Genomic DNA, 17,149 nt, shown 5'->3' with positions numbered 1-17,149 from the left:
ACTACCAGGCCGGCCGCTGGAGCATCTTGGTGATCACTGGAGGATCGTAGAGCAACGCCGAGAGATCGGAAAAGAGGCTGTCGCGGTCGTTGAGCGAGAGCACTTTGTCGCGGATCGCCGCGGCGCGGCCCTGTCCAAGCACCGGCGTCGCGAATTCCATGTACTTGGCCTCGATTTCCAGATCCGTCAGCGGCGCCTCCGGTCCGCCGCGCGCGTGGACATCACCTGAAACGAGCAAACGGCCGTCGGTCGTCGAGATCACAACATCGGCCCAGCGGCCGGCCGGGAAGCGGGCGCTATGGCGTTCCGATTCCGAGACGGTGATGCGCTTCAGCATTTCGGCGACCGCACCGTCATCCAGCCCGCTGCCGGAAATGTGCTCCAGCCCGATGCGGCCATGCATGATGAAGGTCGCGACGGCGAAGCGCAGGCTGTATTGCGCTTTCGATGTCGTGTCCGGCATGCCGTCGAACAGCGTGGCGGCGTAGTGAAAACTGTTGACCTGAACGTGCCTGATGTCGGCTGGCATCAGATGATGCGCCAGGCAGATCCCGCGCGTCGCGTCGATCGCCGCATGCGCCCAGCGGCAGATCGGGTACGGCTTCACATACTGGTGCAGTACCTGCCAGAAGGCGCCGAGATCCTGCCAATGCGGAGCGACTTCGGGCGCTTCGACGGTGATCGCCGGCGCGCCGGTGAAGCCGCGTTCTGCGAGCACCGCGGCCGACAGGCCCGTCAACGCACCGACGCCGGAGCCGTCATGCAGCATCGTTGGAGTGGCGATCTCGCGCATCATCTGGCTGCGCGGGCCATGATATTCGGCAATGCCGAGCGTCTCGCGCAATTGTCCGTCGTTGAACCGCCGCAGGCGCGCCGCCACCGCGGCCACGCCGAGCGCATTCCATGCACCAGACGTATGATAGTCCGAGACCGTCGCATGCAGCGCGATGCCGGCACGGCCGGCAATTTCGTAGCCGACCACCAGAGATGCCAGCGCCTCCGGCCCCTCGAGATCGGGGCGCGCTTCCGCAAGCGCTGCCAGCGCCGGTACGACAGCGACTCCGATATGGCCCTTGGTCGGACTGTATCCGTCGTGGCCGTCCAGATTGTCGATCTGCGTCGCCGCTGCATAAGCGGCCCCGGCGATGCTGGCGCGGCGACCGTCGAAAAGCATGCGCGCCGAATGCAGCGGGTCGGTCGAGCCGTAGAGAAGCGCGGCGGTGTCGCGGGCAATCCGGCCTGCTTCCATCGGACCGGCCGCAATGGCAATTCCGAGCGTATCCAGCAGGAGATAGCGTGCCTGTTCCAGGACAGGTGCGGGGAATACGGCCGGCGGGCGCCGCAACACGAAATCGGCCAGGCGAACGGCAACGCTGGTACTCGTGTCAGGCCTTTCACGCCGATGCGACGGCACAGCCACTTGCATTACTCCCCTCTGCAGTCACAACATCAATAAATTGGGTCCATCGAGCTTTCACGTGATTAGTTTGGCGGCTTTGGCCAAAAATATCTATGTCTTGACGCTTTCTCGCAATTGAACGGCTGCCTGCCCGTGCGATAGCGTGTCCCACGCGTGTTGCAGGAGTTTGCGATGAAGCCGCCGCCCCCTTTGAACTATATCAGGTCCTTTGAGAGTTCGGCCCGTCATCTCAGCTTCACCCTGGCTGCCAAGGAACTTGGCTACACGCAGGCTGCGGTCAGCACACATGTTCGCTCGCTCGAGCACTATATCGGCCGGCAGTTGTTCATCCGCTACCCGCGCAGCCTCAAGCTCACCGAAATGGGCGAGGCGTTCCTGCCGACGTTGCGTCAGGCGCTCGACCAGATCGACCAGGCGACGGAGGCGATCGTGACCTCGTCGCGCAATCGCACGGTGGTCGTCTCCTGTCCGATGAGCCTGGCGGAAAACTGGCTGGCCGGTTGCATGGCGGTCTTTCGAAAGAAGCACCCCGAAATCGAGATCGTGCTCCATGGCACGATCTGGGAGGATCTCACCGAGCAGATCGCCGACATAACGATTTCCACACGGCGTTTCGACGACCGCCCGCCCGCCGGCGTCCCGCTCTGGAACGACGAATTGGTTTTGCTGTGCGCCCCAGCATTGCTGGATGGAGAGAATGCCTTGAAGGCACCTGAGGATATTCTCAAGGCGGACTGGATCTTCGTGCATGGCCGCCAGGAATACTGGCAGGTCGTCACCTCGGCGCTTGGCGTCGATATGACAGATTACGACAAGGGTCTGACAACCAACGCGTCCAACATCGCGCTCGAACTGGCCGCCATGGGGGCAGGGCTCGTCGCGACCCAGCGCTCGCTTGCCCATGCGTATCTGCGACGAGGGCTGCTCGTCGAACCCTTCGTGATCCGACCCGCGAGTCCCTGGAATTACTATCTTACCGAGAACCAGCTTTCGAAGGGAAACATCGCGCGCACGGTGCGGGAATGGATTCTTTTACGGGCACAGGAAGACAGCGCCTAAAGCTGTTTCGCAGCTGGGGACTTTCCAAACTCAAAATTTGACAGGCCAATGGCATCGTTTTTTTAGGCCTCACAAGCCGGGATTCCGCGGTTTGCCCGGGCTCAAGCCCTTCCGGGATTTTTGCATCGCCTCTAACATCTTCCACGCAAGGGGAATGTAACGGGCGGAAAGCCCAAACCGGAGAATCACAATGACGATTTTCAAGAGCAACGGTGACCGCGTCCCGGCCGTCATCGAAAGCTACGCAGACGAAGTCAGGAAGGGCGGCATGGATCGCCGCGAGTTTCTTGCCATGGCGAGCGCGATGGGCGCCTCCACGGCGTTCGCCTATTCAATGATCGGCTCGTCGCCGGCGCAGGCCGCCGCCCTGGAGCCGGGCAAGAAGGGCGGCATCCTGAAGATGCAGATGATCATCAAGGAAATGAAGGATCCGCGCTCCTGGGACTGGTCCGAGATCGCCAATGTCATGCGCCAGTGCAACGACTACATGATCCGCTATACCACCGACTTCACCTTCGAGGGCCATCTGGTCGAAAGCTGGGAGGTGAGCGACGACGCTATCGAATATACGCTGCATCTGCGCAAGGGCGTGAAGTGGTCGAACGGCGACGACTTCAACGCCGACGACATCGTCCACAACATCGAGCGCTGGTGCGACAAGGCGGCCGAAGGCAATTCGATGGCCGGCCGCATGAACTCCCTCATCGATCCCGCCACCAAGAAAGCGGCAGCCGGCGCCATCACCAAGGTCGACGACCACACGGTGAAGCTGAAATGCCAACAGTCCGACGTCACGATCATTCCGGGCTTTGCCGATTATCCGGCCGTCATCGTTCATCGCGACTTCGACAAGAACGGCGGCGATATGCTCAAGACCCCGGGCACCGGTCCCTATGAGCTGATCTCGTACAAGGTCGGCGAATCGGCCTCGGTGCGGCGGCGCAAGGACTTCACCTGGTTCGGCGGCGAGCCCTATCTCGATGGCGTCGACTGGACCGACTACGGATCGGACGCATCCAACCCCGCCATCGCCAGCGCCTTCGAGGCCGGTGAGATCGATTGCAACTACCAGACGGTCGGCGGCACGGTCGACCTCTATGACAGCATGGGGCTGGTCAAGGAGCCGGTCGTCACTGCCGGCACCATCGTGCTGCGCACCAATGTGACCAACAAACCGTATGACGACAAGCGGGTGCGCAACGCCATCCAACTCGCGGTAGACAATGAGACGGTGCTGAAGCTCGGCTACAGCGGCTTCGGACAGGTCGCCGAAAACCACCATGTCTGCCCGATCCATCCGGAATATTACGCTTTGCCGAAAGTCCCACGCGATCTCGCCAAGGCCAAGGCGCTGATGGCCGAGGCCGGCCAGACGGATCACGAGTTCGAGCTGATCTCCTACGATGCGGACTATGTGAAGGACCCCGCCGACGTCGTTGCCGCGCAGATGCGCGAGGCTGGTTTCAAGGTCAAGCGGACCATCATTCCGGGCTCGTCGTTCTGGAACGACTGGACGAAATACCCGTGGTCGACCACCGATTGGGGCATGCGGCCGCTGGGCGTCCAGGTGCTGGCGATCGCCTATCGCAGCGGCGAGGCCTGGAACGAGTCGGGCTACGCCAACCCGGAATTCGACAAGAAGCTCAACGCGGCGCTGGCCATGCCGGATGTCGACAAGCGCAAGGAACTGATGAAGGACGTCGAGTCCATCCTGCAAGACTCCGGCATCCTGGTCCAAGCGTTCTGGCGTTCGCTCTACCGGCACCATGCGATCTATGTGAAGAACCTAGGCATGCATCAGACATTCGAGCTGCAGTTGGACAAGGTCTGGCTGGACAAAGCATAGGCTGGGTTGATCACGGCAAATATGGGGGGCGCATGTCGCGCCCCCTGAACTCGCCAGGCGACAGCGATCGTCCAGTCAGTTGGAACAAAACTCCAAGGCTTTGAAAAAGCGCAAAAAATAAAAGTCGCCGAACAAGGGAAGAAATCTGGATATGCGTACTCATGCACAAGCCGTTGTCATCGGCGGCGGCCTGATCGGTTGCTCGATCCTCTATCACCTCGCCAAATTCGGCTGGACCGACGTGGTTCTTCTCGAGCGGAACGAGCTGACGTCCGGCTCCACTTGGCATGCGGCAGCCAACATCCACGGCCTGCATGATTCCACCAATATCAGCCGCCTGCAGCACTACACCATGGCGCTCTACAAGGAACTGGAAAGCGAGACCGGGCAGGGCTGCGGTATCTTTCAGCCCGGCTCCCTCTACCTCGCCCAGACCGAAGCGCGCGAGCACCAGCTGAGGCTGCAGGAAGCCAAGGCGCGGCGCTACAAGATGAACTTCTACGAGGTCGCGCGCGACGAGGCGGAGCGGCTGCATCCGTTGGTCGATTTCGACGGCATACGCTGCATCATGTACGAGCCGGAGGGCGGCAACGTCGACCCGTCCGGCGTCACCGCCGCCTATGCCGCGGGCGCCCGCCAGCGCGGCGCCGAGATCCATCGCTTCACCCCGGTCACCGCGACCGAAGCACAGCCGGATGGCAGCTGGATCGTGCGCACGCCGAAGGGCGACATCCACACCCAGTGGGTGGTCAATGCGGCCGGCCTGTGGGGCCGCGAGGTCGCGGCTATGGCGGGGCTTGAGCTGCCGCTGATCCCTACCGAGCATCAGTATTTCGTCACCGAGACCATTCCTGAAATCGCCGTGATGGGCCGCCGCCTGCCTTCGGTCGCCGATCGCGATGGCGAGTATTATCTACGCCAGGAAGGGCTCGGGCTGCTCATCGGTGCCTATGAACGCAACATGAAGTTCTGGGCAGAGGAGGGGACGCCGCTGGACTTCGGCCACGAGCTCTTTCCCGACGATCTCGATCGCATCGAGGACAACATGATGCGCGCCATCGCCCGCGTTCCCGCGGTTAGCACCGCGGGCGTCAAAAAGGTGATCAACGGGCCGATGATCTGGTCGCCGGACAGCGCCGTGCTGTTTGGCCCGGTACCGGAGTTGCGGAACTACTTCTGTTGCAACGGCATCATTCCAGGGTTCTCGCAGTCGGGTGGCATGGGCAAGTTGGCGGCCGAGTGGATGATTGAGGGCGAGCCCTCGCTCGACATGTTCGCCTGGGACATGGCGCGCTTCGGCCACTGGGCCGGCAAGGCTTTCACCAAGGCCCGCGTGCAGGATCAGTACAGCCACCGCTTCAAGATCCATTTCCCCAATGAGGAACGCGCCGCGGGACGCCCAGTCCGCACCCGGCCCGCCTATGACATGCAAAAGCAGATGGGAGCTGTCTTCGGCCTGAATTTCGGCTGGGAGCATCCGCTCTGGTTCGCCGTCCAAGGTGAGCCGCGCGAGGAGACGATCGGCTTCAAGCGCCAGAACTGGTGGGCTCCGGTTGGACGTGAAGCGCGCATGCTGCGCGAGCATGCGGGCATCATCGACGTTTCGAATTTTGCCAAATACGAGGTCAAGGGATCCGGCGCGGAAGGCTGGCTCAACGCGCTGTTCGCTAACCGCATGCCGACGGAAATCGGGCGCTCCTGTCTCACGCCGCTGATCGGCAAGCGCGGCGGCATTGCCGGCGACTTTACCGTGACAAAGCTCGCCGCCGACGCGTTCATGGTGTTCGGTTCCGGCATGGCCGAGCGTTTCCACCAAAGGTTCTTCAAGGCCGTCCCTTTGCCTGAAGGCACCACGTTCCGTTCGCGCACCGAGGAACTGGCCGGCTTCAATGTCGCCGGCCCGAAGTCACGCGAATTGCTGCAGCGGCTGACCAATGCCGACCTGTCGACAGAGGCATTTCCGTTCATGCGCTCGCGCCAGATCACGGTGGCTGGTGTCGACGTGGTGGCGCTGCGTGTTTCGTTCACCGGTGACCTGGGCTGGGAACTCTATTGCGCGGCCGCCAACCAGGTCGAACTCTACAGTGCCCTGCTCAAGGCCGGTAATGAAGTCGGCGCCGGGCCAGTCGGGTCGCGTGCGCTGATGTCGCTACGGGTCGAAAAGGGATATGGCAGCTGGAGCCGGGAATATTCCCCCGAATATTGGCCGCAGGAGGTCAAGTTCGACCGGCTTGTCAAAATGGACAAGGGCGAATTCCTCAACCGCGATGCTTATGCCGCCGTCGCCGACAGGCCGGCGCGCGACGAGCTGATCATGCTGTCGATCGACGCCAGGGATGCCGACGCGACCGGCGGCGAGCCGATCTTCCTACCGGACGGCACGCCGATCGGCCAGGTGTCCTCAGGTGCCTATGGTTATTTCGTCGAGCAGTCGCTGGCGCTTGGCTACGTCAAGGCCGGCTCGGCCAAGGCAGGCGACAAAGTCTCGGTCGCCATACTGGGAATGCCGCATGAGGCGATCCTGCTGCCGCATCCGCCATTCGATCCCGAGGGCAAGCGACTGCGCTCTTGAGCTATGGGAACCGGCAAACCTCAACTGGCCGCAGATCCGTCGAATCTGAAGCAGGGAAGATTTACAAACGACTGAAAAAGGGGAATCGCATGGTAAGACGGCAGCTTCTGGGCACCATGTTTGCCCTCATTCTCACATCCTCCACGCACGCGGCGAACGTCAAAGCGATCAATGACGACGCGTGGTTCGCCGAAGGTCCGATCTGGTATCAGGACAAGCTCTTCTACGTTGAATACGGCCGCGGCTCCGTGGACATGTGGGATGGCAAGAAGAACGCGATCTTCTGGAAGATGGATGGCTGTGGTCCTTCGGCTGTGCTGCCGACCACGACTGGCGAGTTCCTCGTCACTTGTTATGACAACAATACGATCGGCCGCATCTCCGCCGACGGCAAGACGCTGCCGGCCTATGACAAGGACACGGACGGCAATCCGTTCAGCGGACCGAACGACTTCGCGCCCGACAAGGATGGCGGCATCTATTTCACCGGCTCCGGCAAGGGCGGGCCGTTGATCGATGCCTCAACATACTACATCGGCAGGGACGGCAGCGTGAAGAAGGTTGCCGGCGACCTGCACAATGCCAACGGCCTCGTCATGTCGAACGACGGCAAGATCCTCTATCTGGTCGAGACCGAGGACAACCGGATCATCGAGTTCGACGTCCAGCCTAACCACGGCCTGAGTAACCGCCGCGTCTTCCTGCGCCTCGACGATCTGTTCCCGAACCAACCGCACATCTGGCCTGACGGCATCAAGATGGACAAGGCCGGCGAGATGTATATCGGCCAGAGCCCGCGCTCGCTCGACGCGCCAGGCAAGATCCTCGTCGTCGACAAGGACGCGAAGCTGCTGCGCACGCTTTCGGTTCCGTCGCCATCTATGCCGAACTTCGCCTTCGGACCCGACGAGAAAGTGCTCTACGTGATGGCGCTTGACCAAATCGATGCCGCGCCCTGGCACGGCAAGGTCTACGAGGTTCCAAACAAATAGGGCGTCCATTGGCGGGCGGGTGAAGGCTTCGCCCGTCCGGCCGGTAGACGACGTCAGCCGCCGAACCGATCCAGCCAATGTTGGGCAAGGTCCGAGCGACGGCAGATCCAGATGTCTGGATTGGCCTTGATCTTGTCGAGGAATCGGGCGAGTCCGATCATGCGGCCTGGCCGGGCCGCCAGCCGGCAGTGCAGCGACACTGTCATCATGCGCGGTGTCTTCTCGCCTTCGGCCAGCAGCCAATCCACCCCATCGCTGACATATTCGAAAAACTGGCTGCCCGTCTCCAGGCCTGAGCCGCGCGAGAACCGGCTGTCATTATTGTCGAAGCTATGCGGGACGACCAGGTGCCGCTTGGCTGCGACGTCGACAAAATAGGGCAGGTCGTCATTGTAGTCGTCGCAGTCGAACAGGAAGCCGCCGTGCTCCACCACCAGCCGGCGCGTGTTGAGGCTGGGCCGGCCGGTGTACCAGCCGAGTGGACGGATGCCGGTGATCCGTTGCACGGTGTCGACGGTCATCGCGATATGCTTCCGCTCCTCGGCCTCGCTTAGCGGCGCATAATCGATCCACCGCCAGCCATGGCAAACGATATCACTGCCAAGCGCCGCGATCGCCTTGCCGGCCGCCGGATTGAGCTCGAGCGCACGCCCCACCACGTAGAATGTCGGGCTGACGTCCTTGTCCTGAAACAGCGAGGCAAGCCGCCAGATACCGACGCGTGAGCCGTATTCGTAGAGCGATTCCATGTTGCGGTTGCGCAGACCCGGTACCGCCGGGGACACGGCAAGATCCGAGAGGATCGCCTCGGAGACGCCGTCGCCCTCGCCGATGCTGTATTCGGCGCCTTCCTCATAGTTGACGACGATGTTGAGGGCCAGCTTGGCCCCACCGGGCCACTGCGCGGAAGGCGGCTTGTCGCCATAGCCGATAAAGTCACGGACAGGCAGGTGCGGCATCTCTCAAATCTCTCCAGGATTCAGTCGCAAAACATGCGGTCGCCAAAACTATCCGCCATGCATGTCGATCAGTATGCGCAGTGCCCGATCCATTATCTCTTGCGGGCCGACCGTCGCGCGCAAACAGTCCGTAAGGCTGTAGCCGGCCAGGCCGCGCACAATGATATCGGCGCCGCGCAAGGCCTTCTCTGCGGCCTCCGCGGCGGCTTCGTCGGAGAAGCGGATCAGCACGAAGTTCGTCCGGCTCTCCGGTACATGATATCCGTTAGCCCTCAGATCCTGCGCGAACCGGTCACGAATCCTCGCCGTGCGGGCCACAGTTTCGCGCATATAGGCCTGGTCCTCCACGGCCGCGACGGCCATTGCGAGGCTTGTCATCGTGACCTGGTTCGAGTTCTGCATCTTGCGCACTTCGGCCGCGACCGAAGGCGGAAACAACCCCCAGCCAACGCGCGCGCCGGCCAGGCCATAGGCTTTTGAAAGCGTGCGCAGCACGACGGTATCGCCACGTGCGACAAGCGCAAAGACAGGCCGTGGATCCTGGTCGTCGAATTCGCCATAGGCCTGGTCGATCAGCAGAAGCACATCCTGCGGCAATGCGGCGCGCAAGCGCAGCAGTTCGGCGTTGCGGATGCGGGTGCCGGTGGGATTGCCGGGATTGCAGACGAAGACGATCCGCGTTGCCGACTTGACTGCGGCGAGAATGCTGTCGACCGAAACGGCGAAATCCTGTTCCGCGGCCCTGGTATAGATAGCATCGGCGCGCGCCGTGGCGGAGGCCGCGAAATTATAGGCATAGGAAGTGCCCAGCACCTCGTCGCCTCTTCCCGCAAAGGCCGCGATGGTGCAGCTGATCAGGTCCATCGAGCCGGCGCCGCACAAGATCAGATTGGGCTCGACCTCATAGCCCCGCGCGATCGCCTCACGCAGCGCCGTCCAGTCCGGGTCAGGATAGAGATGGCTGCGGGCAATCGCTTCCTGGCCGGCGGCAATCGCCCTGGGGCTGGGTGGAAAAGCGCTCTCGTTCTGGGCAAGGGTTGTCCGGTCGTTGCCGCCGAAATTTGCCAAGGCAAAGGCGGACATGGCCTCGACATGAGCGGCAGCTTTCAGAGGCATGGTTGGTCCAAGGGAATTTTGCTGTCGGCCATCTTGTGAACTACCCTTGCCGGATCGGCTCATGGGCAAGCTACAACCCGCCTGCGCGTTCACAAGCAAAAACTAGCTGCGCATTGGCTCCGAAATTCTGGCCCTTATTCGAAGGGACGAAGTTCCCGCCAAGCGCGGCTGCGCTCTGCACCTCGCCCAAATTAGTTCCCGCGTGTCAGGCGAAGAACCTGTCCGCCATCGTCAGTTAAAAGCACTATCGAACCATCACGCGCTACAGCCACGTCGCGAATGCGGCCAGTTCCTTCCAAATAGCGAGCTTCGCCAGTGACGCGGCCAGCGGAGAGCGTCAGGCGTACAAGCGATAGACTGGACAGCCCGCCGACGAGGATGCTTCCTCGCCATTCAGGGAACATGCTCCCATCGTAGAAGGCCATGCCGCTCGGCGCGATTACCGGATCCCAGTAATAGATGGGCTGCTCCATGCCATCCCGGGCTGTGACCCCTTCGCCGATTGGTGCTCCGCTATAATCTTCACCATAGGTAATGATGGGCCAGCCATAATTTTTGCCTGGCTCCGGACGGTTAAGTTCGTCGCCCCCACGCGGGCCGTGCTCGATCGTCCACAGCGCGCCATCCGGTCCAAGTGCGGCAGCCTGTACGTTCCTGTGACCGAAGGACCAGATTTCCGGCAGGGCGCCTTCGATCTGAGGATTGCCAGGAGCTAAGCCTCCATCCGGATTGATCCTGATGACCTTGCCAAGATGCGTGCCGACGTCTTGAGCCAACTGCCGCTGGCCTCGTTCACCCGTTGTAGCAAACAATGCGCCGTCGCGGTCGAAGACAAGGCGCGATCCGAAATGGTAGTTCGACCGCCATGCCGGCTGCTGTTGAAAGACGACCCGCACCTCGCTCAGAGCCGCGCCATCGGCCGACAGAACCCCAGTCGCGACAGCCGTCGCATTACCCTCAGCGCCACGGGGCTGAGAGAAACTCCACCAGACCCGCCGAGACTCATTGAAATCATCGCGAACGGCCACATCGAGGAGCCCGCCTTGGCCTTGCGCCACGACCTCAGGTACCCCCTGGATCGGCTCAGACACTGTCCCGTCGGGTCGCACAAGGCGCATGCGTCCAGGGCGTTCCGTTACAAGCCATCCGCCATCCGGCAACTCCGCCATGCCCCAAGGGTTCTCAAGGCCTTCCGCGACCACGGTGCTGATCAACTGGGTGCTGTCGTTGATTACCGGAGCGCGCGTCTGACCTGGGAACGCCGGCTGCTGGTCTACGGCATTGGGCGGCGCCAAGTTGAAATCCTGCGCGGAAGCGTTCCCGGCCACTGCGAAGATTATCGATACAATCGCGGCACGAGAAGCGATAGACCAGCTTTGTCGGTGTCCGGTTAGAGATGCCTGATTTATGTTTCGCATGAGATTGTTCCTCTGCAGCTGTTGCTAGGCGCTGGGCGGCAACCTTCGCCCGTGGCTCACCTGTTGGCCAGCTTGTCCTCGACCCCAGCTTGTCGACCTCTGTGCAATTGTTGCCGACTGACTGCCACTTGTTCCGCTGAAGAATATGCTCGACGTCCCGAAGGCCGCCTTCCATGCGCGAAGAACATGGTAGATCTGAGCTTCCGGTGCAAGATCGGCACCAATGCGATGACGGTCTTGTCCTTCACCTTCCCGTGTCGGATCTGCCGTGACCGCCCTCTCTCAGCGAATTTGCAGAACTCTCAGCACACCACCCCAGTAGGATAACTGCCAGCAGGGAATGGGCTGAGGTTGTACTTGGGCTCTGTCTGATAGCATCACCGCATGTTCTTGATTTTAGAGACGCGCCCGAACTGGCTTGGATCGGGGTGATCGCCGGCGCCCATCGTCGTCGTGTCTTCGGCTTGGGCATTGATGTCTGACAGAGACCACATTCGCTCCAACAATAGCGATGGGCATAATCTTTCCCGCAGCCGGGACAATTTCCAGAAACGACGCGACGGTTTTCGTCACGCGATTGCGTTCTGGCCGTTATCGCCAGGCGCAACGACGGGCGGGCGATATCGGTGGGGCACCGGCGCGCGCGCAATCATCCAGGGGAGGCGCGTTTGCGGTGGATCAAAGCCGGGCTCGTCCCTTGGGACTACAAATGTCGCGAACGATGGCCATTTGGGCTGCACCAATAAAGGCGAAATCAGATGAAGCTTATGGCAGTCCTCTGTCTGGCGACCTATCCAGAGGCAAACTCCCCGGCAGCAGCGGTAAACGCAGTTGCCGTCGCCAAGCAACTCGGCTCAACCCTTCACGCAATAGCCGTCAACGTCGATATTCCAGACGTTTCGAACGCGCTCTCGAGCTACCTGCTCGACCTTCCCACCAAGATCCGGGAGGTCGAGGCGACCAGCCGCAAGCATGGCAAGGTCCTGCTTGAAGCGGTTGCCAAGGAGGCCTCAGAGGGCGCGGTGACCGTGACCACGCAGGAGATCGCGGCTGCGCCGGCCCTGATGGGCGATGAGGCCGCAAAACAATGCCGTTACTTCGATCTCTGTCTGGTCGGCATGGCACCGGACAATCAGACGGCGCGCATGACTGCCGAGGCTCTGCTGTTCGGCGCAGGCCGGCCGACACTGCTGCTTCGCGAGGCAACGGATGTCGGCGCGCTTGACCATGTCGTCATCGCCTGGGACGGCAGCCGCGTGGCGGCGCGGGCCGTCGCCGACGCGCGGCCGTTCCTGGAACGCTCTTCCAAGGTGACGGTCGTCAGTGTGACCGATGAAAAGCCGCTGCCCGGAAAAGACATCGGAGAGCGTCTTGCCGAGGGCCTGAGGACACGCGGGCTGACGGTCGAAACCGCTTCGATCCAGGCCGGTGACCTTTCGATCGCCGCCGCTCTCCAGGAATACGCCCTGAAGATCGGCTGCAAGCTGCTGGTCATGGGTGGATACGGTCATTCGCGTGTCAGGGACTTCGTGCTCGGCGGCGCGACCGAGGGTGTTCTCGCGGATCCGCGCCTGCCTGTCCTGCTCTCGCACTAGGGCGCGGCGACATGCAAGGCGGTCGCGGCATGGATCCGGTTCTGCGCTTCCATGGCGCGGCCCACGGCGTCACCGGCTCATGCTATGAGATCGAAACGCCTCGCTGGCGGGTTCTCGTCGACTGCGGCCTGTTCCAGGGATCGAAGTCGGAGCGGGAACTGAACTATGGCCCGTTCCCGTTCCCGCCGGAGGCGATCGACGCCGTCATCCTGACGCACGCGCATATCGATCACAGTGGCCTTTTGGCGAAACTGGTCAAACAGGGCTTTTCCGGCCCGATCCACACGACCCGCGCCACCATCGATCTTTGCTCGGTGATGCTGCCGGACGCGGCGCATATCCAGGAAATGGAGGTCGAGCAACTGAACCGCCGCAATGCGCAGCGCGGAAGGCCGTTGGTCGAGCCGATCTACAGCCTTCAGGATGCGGCTGCCTGCATGACCTTGTTCCGGGCCCTGGAATACGGCGATTGGACAACCATAGCCGATGGCCTTCGCGGACGCTTCTGGAACGCCGGCCATTTACTCGGCTCCGCCTCGGTCGAACTCGAGATCGATCTAGATCATCAGAAGACCCCGATGCGGATTTTGTTTTCAGGCGATATCGGGCCTGGCCACAAGTTGCTGCAGACCGATCCGGAAGGTCCGGCCGGTGTAGACTATCTCATCTGCGAATCGACCTATGGCGATCGGGACCGGCCAGACGTCTCGCCCGAACAACGGCGATCCATGCTCGGCGACATCGTTCGTGGCGCAGCCGCGGCCAGCGGCCCGCTGATCATTCCATCCTTCGCGGTCGAGCGGACGCAGGAGCTGCTGGTCGACCTCCACCTGCTCATGCAGACCGGTGCCGTGCCGACGGCGCCGGTCTTCGTAGACTCGCCGCTGGCCACACGCGCCAGCGCGGTTTTCGAACGGCACGCCGACGACATCGAACAGGGCGACGTCTTGCGCCAGGCCCTCAGCTCGAAGGAGCTGCGCTTCACCGAGACGGTGGAACAGAGTAAGGCGATCAATCGCCTGACCGGCTTCTTCGTGGTGATCGCCGCCAGCGGTATGTGCGATGCTGGGCGTATCCGTCATCATCTCAAGGCCAATCTCTGGCGCCGGAACGCTACAGTGATGATCGCGGGGTACCAGGCCCAAGGAACGCTCGGCAGGGTGCTGCTCGACGGGGCGCGGCGTGTGCGCATCCAAGGTGAAGAGGTCGAGGTCAAGGCGCATATCAGCCTGTTCGACCTCTATTCCGGCCACGCCGATGCCGCCGAACTGGTCGCCTGGGTCGAGGCCAGAAGTCCGGTGAAGCAGGTGGTATTCCTGACGCATGGCGAGGAAGAAGGGCTACGTGGTTTCAGCGAGCGACTGCGATCGATGATCCCCGACGACAGGATCATCATGCCGCGGCTGGATGATGCCTTCCAATTGACGCTCAGCGGCAGTTTGCCGGTCGAGACCAACGAGCCGCGCCGTCTGAGGCCGGAAAAGGTTGCTCGCCTCGACTGGCACAATGACCTTTCAAGACTTCTCCTGGACATCAACGAGGCGGTAGGCGCCGGAGCCGACGAACGGGGCCGCGCCGCGGTGATCAGGCGCATGCGCCGGGCGCTCGAGGACAATGACGCTTAAAAGCCTGCGACGCGATGAACTGAAAGCGCGCCAACGCGTTTGTGTCCATTCGCTGCAGGTCGACGAACACAGGCGCAAGTCGCGATCCGGCGACCGTCGCCAACAAGGAGCCAAACATGACCGAGCATACGAAACCCCGCGCTTCCGGTGGTCTTCTGTCTGAACGCGAACTGCACGATATCGATGCCTATTGGCGCGCCGCGAACTATCTGACGATCGGTCAGATCTACCTGCTCGACAATCCGCTGCTACGCGAACCGTTGCGGCTGGAGCATGTCAAGCCGCGCCTGCTCGGCCACTGGGGAACGTCGCCGGGGTTGAGTTTTATTTATGCCCACCTCAATCGCGTGATCAGGCTCAGGGACGCGAATGCGATCTACGTCTGTGGTCCCGGCCATGGTGGCCCGGCAATGGTGGCGAACACCTATCTGGAGGGCACCTACAGCGAGTTCAATCCAGACGTCACGATGGACGAGCAGGGGATGCGCAAGCTGTTCCGGCAGTTCTCCTTTCCAGGTGGCATCCCGAGCCATGCCGCGCCTGATGTGCCCGGCTCGATCCACGAAGGCGGCGAATTGGGCTACGCGCTTTCTCATGCCTTTGGCGCGGCCTTCGACAATCCGGACCTTGTCGTCGCCTGTGTCGTCGGCGACGGGGAGGCCGAAACCGGGCCGCTGGCCGCGGCGTGGCATTCCAACAAGTTTCTCAACCCGGCGCGCGACGGGGTGGTTCTGCCGATCCTGCATCTGAACGGCTACAAGATCGCCAATCCGACCATCCTGGCCCGTATCCCCGAAGACGAACTGCGCGCGCTGTTCATTGGCTATGGCTATGAGCCGCTGTTCGTCGAGGGGCACGATCCGGCGCTGATGCACGAGCGGATGGCGATCGTGCTCGACGACGCGTTCGATCGCATCCGAGCGATCCAGCATGCCGCGCGCGATGGTTCCGACGCGCCGACCTCGCGACCGAAATGGCCGATGATCGTGCTGCGCAGTCCCAAGGGCTGGACCGGCCCGAAAGAGGTCGACGGGCTGAAGACCGAAGGCTTCTGGCGCTCGCACCAAGTTCCGTTGTCGGGCCTTGCGGAAAACCCTGCGCACCTGAAGCTGCTTGAGGACTGGCTGAAGAGCTACCGGCCGGACGAACTGTTCGACGCCGCCGGCGCTCCTGTCGCCTCGATCCGCGCTACCGCACCCGAGGGCACACGGCGCATGGGCGCCAACCCACATGCCAATGGCGGTTTGCTGCGCCGCTCCCTTGATCTGCCAGCGCTGCAGGACCATGCGGTTGCGGTCGAACGACCGGGCGCGGTGAAGGCAGAGTCGACGCGGACAATGGGCAAGTTCCTGCGTGCCGTGATGGAGCTGAATGAGGCGGCGAAGAACTTCCGCATCGTCGGTCCGGACGAGACAGCCTCGAACCGGCTTCAGGACGTGTTCGAGGTCACCGAGCGCGCCTGGATGGAAACGATCTTGCCCGAGGACGTTCATCTCGGCCGCGACGGCAGGGTTATGGAAATCCTGTCCGAGCACACCTGCCAGGGCTGGCTCGAAGGCTATCTTTTGACCGGGCGGCACGGCCTGTTTTCCTGCTACGAAGCATTCATTCACATCGTCGATTCCATGTTCAACCAGCATGCGAAATGGCTCGATGCCTGCCGCGACATTCCATGGCGACGTCCGGTCGCCTCGCTGAACTATCTGCTGTCGAGCCATGTCTGGCATCAGGAGCACAATGGCTTCAGCCATCAGGACCCCGGCTTCATCGATGTTGCCCTCAACAAGAAGGCCGACATCGTGCGCGTCTATCTGCCGCCGGATGCCAACACCTTGCTTTGCGTGACCGATCACGTGCTTCGGACATGGAACCGCATCAACGTCATCGTCGCCGGCAAGCCGCCGTCATGGCAATGGCTGTCCATGGACAAGGCCGTCGTCCATTGCAGGACAGGCATCGGTATCTGGGACTGGGCGTCGACCGAGAATGGCGACGAGCCGGACGTCGTCATGGCTTGCGCCGGCGACGTCCCGACCCTCGAAACGCTGGCCGCCGTGCAGATTCTCAGGCACCATATTCCTGAACTCAGGATCAGGGTGGTCAACGTCGTCGACCTGATGACCCTGCAGCCCAAGGAGCATCACCCGCACGGGCTGTCGGATCGCGATTTCGATGTCCTGTTCACGACCGACAAGCCGGTCATCTTCGCCTATCACGGCTATCCCTGGACCATCCATCGCCTGACCTATCGGCGCACCAATCACGACAACATCCATGTGCGCGGCTACAACGAGGAGGGCACGACGACGACGCCTTTCGACATGACGGTGCTGAATGGCCTTGACCGGTTCCATCTCGTCCAAAGCGTCCTCGACCGCCTGCCAAAGGTCAAAGGCGCCAATATTGGCCTGATGCAGGCAATGGAGGGCAAGCTGCTTGAGCATCAAGCCTATATTCGGGCTCATGGGCAAGATATGCCGGAGATCCTTGGCTGGAAATGGGAGCAGGCGCCGGATGCAACGCCAAAACCTGCTGAATGAGCCGATG

General features: G+C 62.0%; 11 protein-coding genes. 7 read left to right on the top strand and 4 right to left on the bottom strand.

Annotated features, from left to right (window positions below):
* Window position 1: 1 nt before the first annotated feature.
* The gene (locus tag C9427_RS28655) at window positions 2-1,420 is read right to left on the bottom strand and encodes an MmgE/PrpD family protein (RefSeq protein ID WP_245437203.1); all 1,419 of its coding nucleotides are present in this window, start codon (window positions 1,418-1,420) and stop codon (window positions 2-4) included.
* A 171-nt stretch (window positions 1,421-1,591) separates the two neighbouring features.
* Here C9427_RS28655 and C9427_RS28650 point away from each other — a divergent pair, with 171 nt between their 5' ends.
* From C9427_RS28650 to C9427_RS28635, 4 genes are all read left to right on the top strand, one after another.
* A complete protein-coding gene (locus tag C9427_RS28650; RefSeq protein WP_107652383.1) occupies window positions 1,592-2,479 on the top strand; it encodes a LysR substrate-binding domain-containing protein in 888 nt (295 codons plus the stop codon).
* Window positions 2,480-2,669: 190 nt separating this feature from the next.
* Window positions 2,670-4,325, top strand: coding sequence for an ABC transporter substrate-binding protein (locus C9427_RS28645; RefSeq protein WP_107652382.1), 1,656 nt, complete (start codon window positions 2,670-2,672; stop codon window positions 4,323-4,325).
* Between the two features lie 151 nt (window positions 4,326-4,476).
* Complete coding sequence (locus C9427_RS28640) at window positions 4,477-6,897, top strand: GcvT family protein (RefSeq protein WP_107652381.1); 2,421 nt, start codon at window positions 4,477-4,479, stop codon at window positions 6,895-6,897.
* Between the two features lie 89 nt (window positions 6,898-6,986).
* The gene (locus tag C9427_RS28635) at window positions 6,987-7,889 is read left to right on the top strand and encodes an SMP-30/gluconolactonase/LRE family protein (protein WP_107652380.1); all 903 of its coding nucleotides are present in this window, start codon (window positions 6,987-6,989) and stop codon (window positions 7,887-7,889) included.
* A gap of 53 nt (window positions 7,890-7,942) precedes the next feature.
* On the opposite strand, the gene C9427_RS28630 is transcribed toward C9427_RS28635, so the two are convergent.
* The 3 genes from C9427_RS28630 to C9427_RS28620 form a co-directional block, all read right to left on the bottom strand.
* Window positions 7,943-8,848: an allantoinase PuuE gene (locus C9427_RS28630; RefSeq protein WP_107652379.1), complete on the bottom strand. Its 906-nt coding sequence runs from the start codon at window positions 8,846-8,848 to the stop codon at window positions 7,943-7,945.
* Between the two features lie 48 nt (window positions 8,849-8,896).
* Complete coding sequence (locus C9427_RS28625) at window positions 8,897-9,964, bottom strand: pyridoxal phosphate-dependent aminotransferase (RefSeq protein WP_245437202.1); 1,068 nt, start codon at window positions 9,962-9,964, stop codon at window positions 8,897-8,899.
* A 191-nt stretch (window positions 9,965-10,155) separates the two neighbouring features.
* Window positions 10,156-11,259 (bottom strand): PQQ-dependent sugar dehydrogenase, encoded by a 1,104-nt coding sequence (locus C9427_RS28620; RefSeq protein ID WP_245437201.1) that lies wholly within the window; start codon window positions 11,257-11,259, stop codon window positions 10,156-10,158.
* 881 nt (window positions 11,260-12,140) lie between these two features.
* Between C9427_RS28620 and C9427_RS28610 the strand changes: the two genes are divergently transcribed.
* The 3 genes from C9427_RS28610 to C9427_RS28600 all read left to right on the top strand — a co-directional run bounded on the left by C9427_RS28610 (window position 12,141) and on the right by C9427_RS28600 (window position 17,142).
* Window positions 12,141-12,977 (top strand): universal stress protein, encoded by an 837-nt coding sequence (locus tag C9427_RS28610; RefSeq protein WP_107652377.1) that lies wholly within the window; start codon window positions 12,141-12,143, stop codon window positions 12,975-12,977.
* 29 nt (window positions 12,978-13,006) lie between these two features.
* Window positions 13,007-14,602 (top strand): MBL fold metallo-hydrolase RNA specificity domain-containing protein, encoded by a 1,596-nt coding sequence (locus C9427_RS28605; RefSeq protein ID WP_107652452.1) that lies wholly within the window; start codon window positions 13,007-13,009, stop codon window positions 14,600-14,602.
* Between the two features lie 116 nt (window positions 14,603-14,718).
* Window positions 14,719-17,142, top strand: a complete 2,424-nt coding sequence (locus C9427_RS28600) for a phosphoketolase family protein (RefSeq protein ID WP_107652451.1) — start codon at window positions 14,719-14,721, stop codon at window positions 17,140-17,142.
* Window positions 17,143-17,149 lie beyond the last annotated feature (7 nt).

The sequence above is a fragment of the Mesorhizobium helmanticense genome, from assembly GCF_003034915.1.
In the GTDB taxonomy this organism is placed as follows: Bacteria; Pseudomonadota; Alphaproteobacteria; order Rhizobiales; family Rhizobiaceae; genus Mesorhizobium; species Mesorhizobium helmanticense.
The sequence above is the reverse complement of the archived record's forward strand: the minus strand, read 5'-3'. Positions and strand labels throughout refer to the sequence as shown.

What these genes read in the sequence shown, in the direction of transcription:
- C9427_RS28610 (WP_107652377.1), top strand. Translation starts at nt 12,141, where the DNA reads ATGAAGCTTATGGCAGTCCTCTGTCTGGCGACCTATCCAGAGGCAAAC.
- C9427_RS28650 (WP_107652383.1), top strand. Translation starts at nt 1,592, where the DNA reads ATGAAGCCGCCGCCCCCTTTGAACTATATCAGGTCCTTTGAGAGTTCG.
- C9427_RS28630 (WP_107652379.1), bottom strand. Translation starts at nt 8,848, where the DNA reads ATGCCGCACCTGCCTGTCCGTGACTTTATCGGCTATGGCGACAAGCCG.
- C9427_RS28640 (WP_107652381.1), top strand. Translation starts at nt 4,477, where the DNA reads ATGCGTACTCATGCACAAGCCGTTGTCATCGGCGGCGGCCTGATCGGT.
- C9427_RS28600 (WP_107652451.1), top strand. Translation starts at nt 14,719, where the DNA reads ATGACCGAGCATACGAAACCCCGCGCTTCCGGTGGTCTTCTGTCTGAA.
- C9427_RS28635 (WP_107652380.1), top strand. Translation starts at nt 6,987, where the DNA reads ATGGTAAGACGGCAGCTTCTGGGCACCATGTTTGCCCTCATTCTCACA.
- C9427_RS28605 (WP_107652452.1), top strand. Translation starts at nt 13,007, where the DNA reads ATGGATCCGGTTCTGCGCTTCCATGGCGCGGCCCACGGCGTCACCGGC.
- C9427_RS28625 (WP_245437202.1), bottom strand. Translation starts at nt 9,964, where the DNA reads ATGCCTCTGAAAGCTGCCGCTCATGTCGAGGCCATGTCCGCCTTTGCC.
- C9427_RS28645 (WP_107652382.1), top strand. Translation starts at nt 2,670, where the DNA reads ATGACGATTTTCAAGAGCAACGGTGACCGCGTCCCGGCCGTCATCGAA.